The sequence below is a fragment of the Sorangium sp. So ce381 genome (assembly GCF_051473845.1).
GTDB lineage: Bacteria > Myxococcota_A > Polyangia > Polyangiales > Polyangiaceae > Sorangium > Sorangium atrum.
In genome coordinates, this window is record NZ_CP150336.1 from 6,000,416 (window position 1) to 6,014,215 (window position 13,800).

The following is a 13,800-nucleotide window of genomic DNA, read 5'->3' on the forward strand; positions in this document are numbered from 1 at the left end:
GGATCTCCTCAGCAAAGCCGTTTATCGCCTTCCAGGCTGCCGCGCGTCGGGCTCGGCGCCTTCCACGGGCTCGAACTCGAGCTGGAAACGCGTGGGATCGCGCCGCGCCGGCGCGGCGGTCGCTTGCGGGGACGAGGGCGCGGCCGGGCTCTCTGGCCAGAAGCGGCGCCTGTTGAAGGCGGGAGCAGGCAGGCGCCGCCGCCCCTGCTGGTCCGAAGGGGCGAGCGCCGGATCCAGCTCGGCGACGATGGCGTGGGCGTTGGTGCCACCGAACCCGAACGAGCTGATCCCGGCCCTGCGGACGCCGCGACGAGGGCGCCACGGCGCGAGGCGCGTCGCGGGATAGAAGGGCGAGTCGGCGAACGCGAAGCGCGGATTCGGGGTCTCGCAGTGGAGCGTGGGTGGGATCTGGCGGTGGCGCAGGGCGAGCACGACCTTGATGAAGCTGGCGATGCCCGCCGCGCTCAGGAGGTGGCCGATGTTGGTCTTGACGCTGCCGACCGCGCAGAAGCCCCGCTCCTCGGTGGAGCGGCGGAAGACCTGGGTCAGCCCGCGGAGCTCGATGGGGTCGCCGATCAGGGTGCCGGTCCCATGGGCCTCGACGTAGCCGAGCGTCTCCGCGGCGGCGCCCGCGCGCGAGAGGGCCTCCTCGATGACCGCCGACTGCGCCTCGGGGTTGGGGGTGCTGATGCCCATGGTGCGCCCGTCGTTGTTGACCGCGATCCCCTCAATCACGGCCTCGATGCGATCGCCGTCGGCGAGCGCCCGGTCGAGGCGCTTCAGGATCACGGCGCCCGCGCCCTCCCCGGGGACGAAGCCGTTCGCCTTCTCGTCGAAGACATGGCACTTGCCGTCGGGCGACAGGGCGCGCCCTGCGCTGAGGACCAGATAGGGCTTCTCGTCGAGGAGCACGTCGACGCCGCCCGCGACCGCCATCTCGCACGCGTCCGAGGCCAGGCTCTGGCACGCGAGGGAGATGCCCACGAGCGCGGACGAGCAGGCGGTGTCCACGACCAGGCTCGGCCCCTTGAGGTTGAGCGCGTGGGACAGGTGCGCGGCGATGAAATTCTGCCCGCCGCTGACGATGCTGGCCTTGGACGCGTGCCTGGACCGCTCGGCGAAATTCGCGGAGCGCGCGCCCACGAAGACACCCACCTTGCGGCCGCCGAGCGCCTTGCGATCGTAGCCGGCGTCGAGGAAGGCCGTGACCCCCGCCTCCAGAAAGAGGCGGACCAGCGGATCCAGCATCACGGCGTCCGACTCGGGGAGGTTGAAGTACCCGGGATCGAACCCCTCGATGTCGTCCACGAACCCGCCCCACCTGCTGATGCTCTTGCCCTCCTGCAGGTCGGGGCTGTACAGGCGGCGCCAGTCCCACCGGGACAGCGGGACCTCGCGGATGCTGCACACGCCCGCGGCGAGGTTCTCCCAGAACGCCGCCGGGCTGGGCGCGCCGGGAAAGCGGCAGGCGAGGCCGATCACCGCGATCCGGGGCTGCCCGGAGGACGACGCCCCGAGGGAGGCGCGCGCTCCGGCGTCCGGAGCGGGCGCGATCGTGGCGGCGGGCTCCGCCGGCGCGGGCGCGGGCGCGGCGACGGGCTCTGCCGGAGCGTGCGCGCTCTGCGCTGTCGCATCCCGGGGAGGAGCGTCGGACGCCGCGACGGCCTGCGCCTGCGCCTGCGCAGGGACGTTGTCCGCAGGAGCCGGGCGCGGCGAGAGCCGGGCGCGGATCTCGGCCTCGAAGTGTTTGCGGAGGTGGCGAGCGAGATCGTCGAGGGTGCGGTGCTGCAGAAGCACGGTGGGCTCGAGCGCCACGCCGCCCAGCCATGTCTCGATCCGCTGGACGAGGCCGGCCAGGATGACCGAGTCCACGCCGAAATCCTCGAACGGCGTGTCCGAGCCCAGCTTGGCCACGGGGATCCGGAGCTCCGCGCTGAACACGCCCCTCAGCCCGTCGAGGACACGGCTCGCGCCGTTCTCGCCCGCGCGCGGCGCGATGTGGCTCGCGCCGTTTTCTCCCGCGCGCGCGGCGGGCGCGGCAGGCGCTGCGCCGAGCGTGGGTTGCTTCGCCTGCACCGGCTCCGGGCGCTCCACCTGCAGCCAGCGCTCCGCCGCCGCCTCCTCGGGGAGCTTCCTGCCGGCGAAGACGCAGGGCGTGCCGTGCAGCCGCACGGCCTGGTCAAGGAGCGAAAGCCCCTCGGCCGTGGAGTACGTCGGGAGGTCCCATTCCTCGAAACGCCGGGTCCCCTCGCCGACCATGCCGCCCCCCTGCCAGCGGGACCATTGAATCGATCGGACGTGTCGCTCGCCCGCGGCCGCGCGCTGCGCGGCGAAGACATCCATGAAGGCATTGGCCGCCGCGTAATCGAGGATCCCGGCCGAAAGCCGCGGTATCAGGGCGGCCACGGACGAGAACGTGACGAAGAAGTCGAGAGGGCTCGTGCTCGTCAGCTCGTGGACGAGCTGAAGGCCATCGACCTTCGGTGAAAGGACAGCGGCGATGTCGGCGATGTCCTTGTGAATGAAGGCGGGCGTGGAGGTCCGCATCTCGCCCGCGCAATGGACGACGCCTCCCAGCGGTCCAAGGTCGCGCTCGAGGCCGCCGAGGAAGCCCTGCAGCGCCTCGCGGTCGGTCAGCGATCCGACGTAGATCCGGACCTCGGCGCCGCTCGCCTCGAGGTCGAGCACGAGGGCCACCCTGGCCGCGGTGAGCGGATCGCGCGCCGGATCCGCGACGAGCGCCCGCCAGCGCTCGCGCGGCGGCAGCGGCTTGCGCCCCAGGAGCGCGAGCCGGCGCGCGCCGCGCCGGACCAGGTGGCGGGCCACCTCGGCGCCGAGGCCCTGCATCCCGCCAGAGACGAGGATCGGCCGCCCCGCCGCGATGGCCGAGGCGATGGGATCGCCGCCGCGAGGACCGCCGGACGAGGACACGGGCGAAATCCGGGGGACGAAGCGCTCGCCGTCCCGATAGCAGGCCTCGCCCTCGGGGGCGTTGGCCATGAGCTCGTGCCACAGGAGCTCGCCCAGGGACGCTCCGGAGAGCGCGCGCTCGTCGAGGTCGACGGTCCGGGCCCGGACGCTCCTGTACTCGGCGCCCAGCGCGCCGATCAGGCCCGCGAGCGCAGCGCCGGCGAGGGACGGCGCCTCGTTGCGGAAGGGCAGTCGACCGCGGGTCGCGTGCAAGAGCCGGAACGGCCCCGGGACGGCGAGCCGAACGAGCCGCTGCACGAACGCGAGCTTCCCGAGCTGGAGCGGGCAGCGCGCGACCGGCTCGCGATGGATGTCCGACAGGTCGATCAGCGCGGCGATCCCCCCGTGCTCGTTCCAGAGCGCCTGCGCGAGCGCGTCGGCCTGCGCGGGCGCGCCGGTGTCGAGCTCCATCTCCCCGCCGGGCTCCCCGCCGTGGAGCCCGGCCGCCGCCTCACGCGTGAGGACGACGCGAACGTCGCCGTGCCCCGCGCGCAGGGCCTCCGCCAGCGCGAGCGTCTGCTGGCTGGCGACCACGAGGACCGCGCCGTCCGGGCGCTCCGCGCCGCCGGCGACGCGCTCCGAGGGGCGCCAGACCTTCTCGAGGAACACGCCGGCGTGCGCCGGAGCGGCCTCCAGAGCGGCAGCTCCTCGCTCCCCGCCCCGGACCGCCGAGGGGGATGGCGCCGCCGCAACGCTCACCGCGCCCGCGGGCTCGTCCTGCAAGGGAAGCCAGTACCGCTCGCGGGCGAACGGGTACGTGGGCAGCGAGATCCTGCGGCAGGCTGACGGCCGTGGCAGCTCTTCCCAGGCGATGTCCGCGCCGGAGACCCACAGCCGGGCCACCTGCTGCAGCCGGCCCTTGCCGATCCATTGCGCGATCAGCGACCGGACGCCCTCGTCGTCCCCGGGGAGCAACGCGCGGTCGTCCGAGCGGGCGCGTCCCCGCAGCACCGCTGCGTCGTCGCCGGCCGCGAAGGCCTCGAGGCCGCGCGCGAGCGCCTCCCGGTCGCCGGCGATCAGCGCCAGGCGCTCTTCCATGGGCTCTCTGCCGACCTGGAGGGTGTACGCCAGGTCGGCGAGGTCGACGTCGTCGCCGCCGCGGAGGAACGCCGCGATGCGCGCGGCAACCGCGCGCAGCCGCCCTTCTTCGCGGGCGGAGAGCACGAAGATCTGCGGCCCTTCGTGCGGGGGGCGCGGCGCGACCTCCGGGGCCTCCTCCACGATGACGTGGGCATTCGCCCCGCCGGCCCCGAAGGAGCTGATCCCGGCCCGCCGGGGCAGGACCTGCGAGCGCCCGTCGACCTCGACGGTGGCACGCTCCCAGGGCGCCGGCCGCCGCTGGACGAAGAACGGCGTCGCCGTCCAGTCGATGTTCGGGTTCAGCGCCTCGGCGTGGAGCGACGGCGCGAGCTCGCCGTGTTTCATCTGGAGCAGGACCTTGGTCAAGCCAGCGACCCCGGCGGCCGCCTCCAGGTGCCCGATGTTCGACTTGAGCGACCCGATCGGGCACGAGAAGCCAGGCTCCGCTGCGCCCTGGAACGCCTGGTTCAAGCCCTCGAGCTCGATGGGATCCCCGAGAGGGGTCCCGGTCCCGTGGGCCTCGATGTAGCCGATGGACCGGGCCGGGATCCCCGCCCGCGCGACGGCGGCCTTGACCAGCGCGGCCTGCGCCTTGGCGCTCGGGACCGTATAGCCGCTCGACCTGCCGCCGTGATTGACGGCGACCCCCCGGATGACGCCGTGAATCGGATCTCCGTCGCGCAGCGCGTGCGAAAGGGGCTTGAGCAGCACGCACCCGACCCCCTCCCCCGGCGTGAACCCATCGCCGCCTTCACCGAAGCTGCGGCAGCGGCCGTCAGGAGCGGTCATCTTGAACAGCGAGTGCTGAAGGTACTTGTTGGGGTGGAGGGACAGGTTCACCCCGCCGGCGAGGGCCATGGCGCACTCGCCACGCCGCAAGCTCTCCACGGCCAGGTGGAGGCACGTCAGGGAGGAGGAGCAGAGGGTATCGACGCTGAGGCTCGGGCCGTTCAGGTCCATGACAAAGGAGACCCGGTTGGCGATGGACCCGTACCCCAGCCCCACCGCGACCGGCCGGCCCCTGAGCGTCGCCTCCACCCCGTAGAAGGGATACTCGCTGTACATGACGCCGGCGAACACACCCACGCGGCCGCCGTGCCTGCGCTGGAGGAGCTCGCGGGTATAGCCGGCGTCCTCGAACGTCGACCAGGCGACCTCCAGGAACAGGCGCTCCTGGGGATCCATAAACTCGGCCTCTCGCGGCGAGATCCTGAAGAACATGGGATCGAAGAGGTCGACCCCGCGGAGGAACCCTCCCCATTTGTTGTGGATCCGGCCGAGCTTGCTCCGGTCGGGATCGTACCAGGCGGCGTGATCCCAGCGATCCGCGGGGATCTCGGCGATGCAATCCTTGCCCTCGCGCAGGTTCTGCCAGAACTCGCGCAGATCGTCGGCGCCGGGATAGCGGCCAGCGACACCGATGATGGCAACGGCGGTGTCGTCGCCGGGTGCGACAGGGAGCGGCCCTGACGCGACCATCGCCACGCCGGCGACCGGCGCCGGCGCGGCAGCCGCGCCGGACGGCTCGACGCCGGTCAGGCCGAAGCGCTGGCGCAGCGCCTGGCCGTGCGAGGTGACGAGATGCCGGGCCACCTCCCGCATGTCGCGGTGCTGGAAGAACAGGGTCTTCGGCAGGCCGGCGAGGCCCTCCGCCGAGAGGAGCCGATACAGCCCCATGGCCATGAGGGAGTTCAGGCCGTAGTCCGAGAGCGGGGTCTTCGCCCGCACGTCGCGCGCAGGGATCTGGACCACCGAGGCGAAGAGCTGCGCGAGCCAGCGCTCCACCGCGTCGAGCAACCCGTCTTCCGCCTCCGAGCTCGCGCGCGTCACGGGCGCCGAAGCAGGGGCTGCTGCCACGGCGGGGGCCGCTGCCGCAGCAGGGGCCGCGCCGGCCGCGCGGGAGATCTCCCGCACGCGGAGCCGCTGGCCCCCGAACGGGTACGTGGGCAGCGGCACGCGTCGCGGCGGTCGCCGGTAGCAGCGCGACCAGTCCACCACGTCCCCGGCGACCCACCGGCGCGCGAGCGCCACGGGATCGTCCGACGCCGCGGCGGGCAGGGGCGCCGGCGTCCCGTCGACGCTGGCGGTGAACACCCCTTCCGGCAAAGGCGCCTGGCCGGCGGCAAACGCTGCCAGCTTGGCGCCCAGCTCGTCGAGGTCACGGGCGATGATGGCCAGCCGCTCGGCCATGTCGCGGCGCCCCACCTGGAGGGTATAGGCCACCCCGGCGAGCGAGAGCGCCGCGCCAGGTCCGGCGAGAAAGCCCTGGAGACGTCGCGCGTACTCGCGGAGCTGATCGCCTGTCGCGGCCGAGAGGATCACCCCATAAGGGCCAATCGACGCTTCGGCGGGTCGCTCTGCAGCGCAGTACTCCTCGATCACGGCGTGGCCCAGCGAGCCCGTGGCGCCGAACGCGTTGACGAGCGCGCGGCGCGGCCCGCTGCGGGGCTGCCATGCGGCCGGCTGCTCGGGCACCCAGAACGGCGCCCTGTCCCAGGGGATCATGGGGTTCAGCGCGCCGCTCAGCACGTGCGGCGCCAGCGTCTTGTGCTGGATCTGGAGCAGCACCTTGGCGAGCTGCGACATGGCCGAGGCCGACTCCAGGTGTCCGATGTTCGGCTTGATCGAGCCGAGGGCGACCCGGGGCGCGCTGCCTTGCCGCTCCCCGAAGACCTCGATCAGCGCGGCGATCTCCGAGGCGTCGGCGATGGCGGCGCCTGTCGCCGCGGCCTCGACGTAACTTACCGCCTCGGGCCCGAGGCCCGCGCGGCGCAGCACGTCGCGGATCGACGCGGCCTGCGCCTCGGCCGAGGGCATGCCGTAACGCGGGGTCGCGCCTGTGTGGTTGATCGCGGTGGCCTTGATCAGCGCGTGGATGTGGTCGCCGCTGCGCTCGGCGTCGTCCGCCGGCCGGATCAACACGGCGCCCACGCCTTCTCCCGGGATCCATCCGGTCGCGTCCTCTCCGAGCGCGTTGCCGAAGCCGCTCTCGGACACCATCCCCAGGCTGCAGAGCAGCCCCTGATGGTACGGGTGGGTCATCAGGTTGACGCCGCCCACGATCGCGGCCCTGCACTCGCCGCGCTGGATGCTCTCGCACGCGAGGTGCAGCGCTGTCATCGCCGACGAACACGACGTGTCGACAGCGACGCTGGGCCCCTTGAAATCGAAGGTGTGCGAGACCCGGTTGGCGATGGAGGAGTGGAGCGCCACGGCCCTGGCCACGTGGTCTTCCCGAAAGCCCTCCACGCCCTCGTTCTGGAAGTCGTTCCACATCACCCCGACGAACACACCCACCTTGCCGGCCTGGGCGTTCAGGCGCTCGGCCGTCGTGCCGGCCGCCTCGAGGCACGCCCACGCGGCCTCGAGAAACAGCCGCTCCTGGGGATCGATCGAGCGCGCCTCCGCGGGGGACATGCGGAACAGCAAGCAGTCGAAGCGATCGACATCGTCGAGGAAGCCGCCCGAGGAGCAGTAGATCCCGCCCTTGTCAGGCCCCGTGGCCTGGAGCGGCGCAGGGTCCCAGCGATCGGCGGGGGCCGGCCGGATGCTCCGCTCGCCGCGGCGGAGACGTTCCCACAGCGCGGCGGCGTCGGGCGCGCCGGGGTACCTCCCGCTCTGGCCGACGATGGCGATGTCCGTGCCCCAGGCGGCGCTGGCCGCGCCCCGGCTGCCGGCTCCGGGCGAGGCGCTGACAGGGAGCGCGCCCGCCGGAGCGCCGCGCACAGTCAACGCCTCGACCCCCTCGCGCGCCGGCGTCCCCTGCCCCGGCTGCCGCGCCCGAGGCAACGCGCCCTCGCGCTCGACGCGGCCGCCCAGCACGTTCAGGAGGAATACGTGCCTCGGGCCCAGCCCGAAATGAGGCCGGATCCGGTCGAAATCGACGGCGCCGACGGGCAGGAGCCCGATGCCGAACTCCGATTGCCGGAGCGTGAGCAGCTCGATCAAGCACCCTGTCTCGATGAGAACGAAGGGATCCGCGCTCGCTCCATAGACGGGCTCGATGGCGTCGAGCTGGGCGATGAAGAACAGCGAGAACCCGGATCGGTCGAAGTGCGGCCGGTTGTAATAGAAATGGGCGGTCCGCTCGATGGATGGATTCCCGTCGATCAGCCAGAGCTCGTGCCGCTCGGGGTGATGATAGTAGATCCCGGGGCCGAGCCCCTCGACGGCGCCCTCTTTGACGTGCAGGTATGTCTGTACGGCGTAGGTCGCGCCGGCCGAGGGATAGAGATACTTCGACTTTCCGTCGATCGTGGCCTGGCGGAGGAGCCCCAGCAGCCCGCTGAAGTCCGCGAGGGGGATGGGCTGGTCCTGGAAGTCGGTCCGGCACGAGCGCAGGCGGTAGTCGGCCTCGGGGACGCTGTCGCCAGGAAGCGCGATGACGCCGCGGTGCTCGCCCTGCCGGCGCAGGTGCGGCTTCTGCTGCTTGAAGGCCTCCCGCTGCTCCCTGGAGAAGAAGTCGGTCTTTTGCGGAGCGGGCGCGCTCGGCTCGGCCTCGACCGGCGCCGCCGGGGGCTCTGGTGCCGCGGCCGCCTCGACAGGCGCCGCGGGCGCGCCGCGCTCCTCCAGGAAGGCGGCGATGCCAGCCACGGTGGGCCGCTTCAGGAGGACATCGACGCTGAGCGACAGATCGAGCTGCTCGCGAAGGCGCTGCGCGATCCGCACCAGGGTGAAGGAGGTGGCGCCCAGGTCGAACAGGTCCTGGTGCGGGTCGACGTGCGCCACGTTCATCGCCTCCCTGAAGAAGCCGACGAGCTGGTCGACGAGGCGCTGCCCAGCGAACACGCGAGGACTCCCATTCTTCGCCGACGCCGCCGGCGCAGACTGCGCCGGTCGCGCCGACTGCACCGGTCGCGCCGGCAGCACCGGCTCGGGCGCAGGCTTTACCGGGGATGCGGCGCTCCGCGGCGAGGCCGCGGGCTGCGGCGAGGCCGCGGGCTGCGGCGCCGCGGCCCCGGCGACCTGCTCGGCCACGCTGGCGGCGATGCCCGCCATGGTGGGATGCTTCAGGATCGTCTCGACGGACAGGCTGACCCCGAAGGCCTCCCGGACCTTCTGGGAGACCCGCACCAGCGTCAGCGAGGTGGCTCCCAGGTCGAAGACGTCCGCCTCGGGAGCAAGGCCCTTTCGCCCGAGGGCCAGCTCGAAGAGGGCGACGATGTCGCGGAGGATCTTCTCCTTCACGGCGCCGGCGTCCGGCGGCGCCGCGGCCGCGTCGTCCTGCACCGGCCAGGGCAGCGCCGCCCGGTCCATCTTCCCGTGGGCCGTCACCGGGATCCCGGCGACCTGCACGAACTGATTCGGCACCATGTAGCGCGGCAGCGAGGATTCGAGGAAGCGCCGCATCACCTGGGGCGAGAACGACGCCCCGTCCCGGAGAACGACGTAGGCGACCAGCCGCGGATCACCCGAGTCGGCGTCCCGTACCGCGACGGCGGCCTCCCTCACCGCCTCGTGCCCGAGGAGCGCGGCCTCGATCTCCCCGAGCTCGATCCGGAGGCCGCGCAGCTTGATCTGCCCGTCCATGCGCCCGAGGAAATCGATATTCCCATCGGGGAGCCACGCGGCGCGATCCCCGGTCTTGTACATCCTGGCGCCCGGGCTCGGATCGAACGGGTCACGGACGAAGCGCTCCGCGGTCAGCTCGGGCCGGTTCAAGTAGCCGCGCGCGAGGCCCGCGCCGGCGATGTAAAGCTCGCCTGTCTGATCGGGGCGCACCGGCCGCTGCTGCTCGTCGAGGATGTAAAGGCGGATGTTGGCGATGGGACGGCCGATAGGGACCTTCCTGTCGTCCCTCAGGTTGCACTTCCAGAAGCTGACATCGACGGCCGCCTCGGTGGGGCCATACAGGTTGTGGAGCTGAGCGGAGAAGGTGGAGAGCGCCCTCTCCATTAAGGGATACGGCAGCGCCTCGCCGCTGAAGAAGACGTGCCGCAGTGACGCGCAGCCCGCCGCCCTGGGCTCGTCCAGGAAGAGGCGCAGCATCGACGGGACGAAGTGGCAGGCGGTCACCCCGTGCTCCTGGATGAGCCCGGCCAGGGCCGCCGGATCCCGCTCCGCGCCGGGCGCCGCGAGGACGATGCGGGCCCCGGTGATCAGCGGCCAGAAGAACTCCCAGACGGACACATCGAACGTGAACGGGGTCTTCTGCAGGACGCGATCAAGCGGCGTGAGGGCATAGGCTTCCTGCATCCAGTGGAGCCGGTTGCAGATCGCCCGGTGGGAGAGCGTGCACCCCTTGGGCATTCCCGTGGATCCCGAGGTGTAGATGACATAGGCGAGGTGCTCCGGCCGGACCTCGACGCGCGGGCTGTCGGCGGAGTACGAGGAGAGCCGGCTCGCCTCGGTGTCCAGGCACAGGCGCGTCCCGGTGAATCCGGCCAGCACGCCGGAGAAGCTCGACTGGGTGAGCAGGACAGCCACGCCGGCGTCCCGCGCCATGAACTCCAGGCGCTGCTCCGGATACGTGGGCTCGAGAGGCAGGTAGGCGCCACCTGCCTTGAGGATCGCCACGAGCGCCACGACGAGCTCGAGCGATCGCTGCATGAGCACGCCCACGATCTGGTCGGGGACCACGCCGTGCGCGCACAGGAAGCGAGCGCACCGATTGGCTTGCTCGTCGAGCTCACGGTAGCTGAGCGAGCGCCCGTCGATCTGCACGGCCGGCAGATCGGGTGTCCGGAGGACCTGCTCCTCGATCAGGCGGTGGAGGGCCCGATCCTCGGGATACGCGGCGCGGGTGTCGTTCCAGCGCGCGAGGCGCTCTCGCCACGCCTCGTCCGTGAGGCCGGCGAGGGCGGAGGGAGCGCTCTCGGGGGCGCGCTCTCGGAGGACGGCCGCGAGGTCCGCCCGATCCCAGACCTCGGGCGAGGTGGCGAGCTGCTCGAGCAGCCGGCCGTAAGCGGCGAACATCTCGGCCACCATGCGAGGAGGGAAGTGATCCTGGACGGCGTCCCAGTGGTACGCGAGCCTGCCGTCGGCCTCCACCTGCGCTGTATCGAGGACGACCTGCGGCGTCTGGGAGAGGCCGCACGCGTCGCAGAAGCCGACCGGCAGCCGGAAGTCGGCGTGCGGCATGAAGCCGGTGAACACGACCGGCAGCACGCGCGCGCCCTGTTCCGGGCGCCGCAGCGCGAGATCGCGCAGGACCCCGAAGCCGCCGAGGAGCTGATGGGCCCGGTCCTCCTCGATGCCGCGCTGATGGCGGCGGACCTTCTCCGCGAACGAGCGGCCCGACCGAGGCTCGTGGACGAGCCAGCGCAGGAAGGTGAAATCGCCGACGATCTCGTCGATTTCCGGGTGGATCGGGGGGCGCTCGTAATCGACCACGACCACGGTGAACGGCCCGGGCTCGGCCCAGGCCGACAGCACCTCGACATACGCCGACACGAGGACGGTCTCTGGCGACACGCCGAGCGCCCTCGCCCTGTCCGCGAAGGCCGGCCACGCGGCGAGCGTCGCCTGGAGCCGCGCGCGCTCCGACCGGACCGAGGCCGGGGGCCGCGCCCCGGGGAAGACGGGGCCGTTCGGGATGTGCGCGAGCTTGTGACGCCAGTATTCCCGGGACACCGCCCCTTCCGGGGACCGCTGGAGCCGCGCGACGGCCGCCACGTAATCCTGAAAGGTGATGGCCGGCCGCCGCAAGGGAGCCTCGGGCCGCTCGTAGAGGCGGAACCATTGCTTGAGGACGAGGAGGACGCTGTTGCCGTCGGCGATGAGCAGGTCGATCGCGACGTGCAGGCGCCAGCGCGTCGCGTCGAGCCGCGAGGCGGCGACCTCGAACAGGGGCCATCGGCCGAGGGGAAAGACCTGCTCGCTCGCGCGCCGTCGCGTCGTGGCGAGGGCGCTCTCCGGCGACGCGTCGCCGCGCAGGTCGACGGAGCGGATCTCGTAGGGCGGCACGTCCTCGAGCACGCGGCAGCGCCCGTCGGCGTCGATGACCGCCCGCAGCATGTCGTGGGTCGCCACGACCGCGCGGAGCGCGCGCTCGAGGCGCGGCACGTCGAGGCCCTCGCATTCGTACTCCAGGTAGAGCTGGCAGCTCACGCCGCCGTGCTCCAGGAAGGCCGTGCGGCCGACGAAGTACGCCTGTTGCAGGTCGGTGAGCCCGAAGGACTGGTGTCGCAGGGCGGGGTCGTGCGCCAGAGGCGGCGGCGCGGCGCGCGCGGGTACGGCGTCGGAGCGGGAGGGCGCCGCGGGACGATCCGCCGCCGGGCGCTCGGCGTGCCAGCGCTCGGGGTGCTCGGCGAGCTCACCGACGGCGCGGCCGTAGCGGTCGAACATCGCCTCCATCACGCCTGGCTCGAAGGACTCCGCGTCGTAATCCCAGCTCAGATAGAGCGCCCCGTCCCGCTCGAGGATCTGGTGATCCAGCGCGACCTGGGGTGTCTGCGTGACCGCGTACGAGACGCGCTGGAACCAGTCCTCGGCGTCGGCCGGCTTCGCCGCGTTGTCGAGCATCGAAGTGAACACCACCGGCAGCGTCGAGGCGCGATCGGCCTTGCTCCGCAGCCGGAGCTCCCGCAGGGTCCGCACCCCGCTGACCGTGTAGTGATCCATGTCGTCCCAGAGCTGGCGCTGGTGGAGTCGGGCCTGCTCGATGAGGCTGCGGCCCGCGGGCGGCTCGACCTTGAACAGGCTCGTCGAGATGAACGGCCCCACGATCTCGTCGATGCGCGGGTGGAGAGGCGGGCGGTTGAAGAAGGTCAGGACGAGGGCATAGGCCTCATCCCCGGACCAGCCGCTCAGGGTCTCTGCGAAGAGCGTGAGGAGCAGCGTCGTCGGCGAGACACCGGAGCTCCGCGCCGAGCTCTTGATCGCTCCCCACGCAGCGGGGGGCAACGACAGGTGCAGCCGGACTCGCGCCGAGGCCGCCGTCGCCGACGGGGAGCCCGCCCGGACCCGCATGGGCAGCTTCGGTCCAGACGGCATGTCCGCGAACTTGCCGAGCCAGTACGCGAGATCCTCCCGGAATCGAGGCGTTTTTTCGAACTCCTTGATCGCCAGCACGACGTCGCGAAAGGACACATCGAGTCCGGCGAGCTCTAGCCCGGGCTCGCGGTAGAGCTGGAACCACTGCCGCTGGAGCAGGTGCAGCCCCGCGCCGTCGGTGACCCACGTATCCAGGCTGAAGTGGATGATGGATCGGTCGCCCGGCAGCCGGGTGATCTCGATATCGAAGAGCGGCCACGACCCCGGCTCGTAGAGCTTGTGGGACAGCCGGAGCCGGACGTCGGCGCGGTGGCGCTCGATCTCGGCCGCCGCGGACCACCTGAGGTCGTGGACCGGGAAAGAGACAGGGGGGGCCGGCGGCATGATCTGCTGGCGCCCCTCGGGGAGGATCTTCGCGCGCAGCATCTCGTGGTGGGCGACGAGGCGCTGCCAGGCCCGCTCGAGCCGCGCGGCGTCGAGGTACTGCTCCTCGATCTCCATGTAGAAGTGGCCGCCCACGTGGCCGAGCGCGTCCCCGAGCTGCTTGCCCACCAGATAGGCTTCCTGGATATCCATCAGGGGAAAGGGCCGATGGCGGTTCTGCGGATCCGGCGCGAGGACGGGCGCGCGGGGCCCGGCGCCGTCGGCCGCTCCGCCGTGCTGCGGCGGGGTGCGCCGCAGCCTGTCGCGGAGGGCGCGGAAGACGCTCAGCTTCTCTTCTCTCGAGCGTTCGTCAAACATGGCGTCCGTCACAGCCTTCTCCATGCGGTAGAGTCGCCGCCCGCGGTCCGGGCGCTGCACACAAGCGCGATCACG

Annotated in this window: 1 protein-coding gene; it reads right to left on the reverse strand. The window is 72.1% G+C overall.

The genetic code is table 11. From position 1 onward, the window contains the following. Positions 1 to 21 precede the first annotated feature (21 nt). The gene (locus WMF29_RS22475; RefSeq protein WP_437330796.1) at positions 22 to 13,749 is read right to left on the reverse strand and encodes an amino acid adenylation domain-containing protein; all 13,728 of its coding nucleotides are present in this window, start codon (positions 13,747 to 13,749) and stop codon (positions 22 to 24) included. Between the last annotated feature and the right edge of the window lie 51 nt (positions 13,750 to 13,800).

Coding starts and splice junctions, on each gene's coding strand:
- WMF29_RS22475 (WP_437330796.1), bottom strand. CDS start 13,749: ATGGAGAAGGCTGTGACGGACGCCATGTTTGACGAACGCTCGAGAGAA.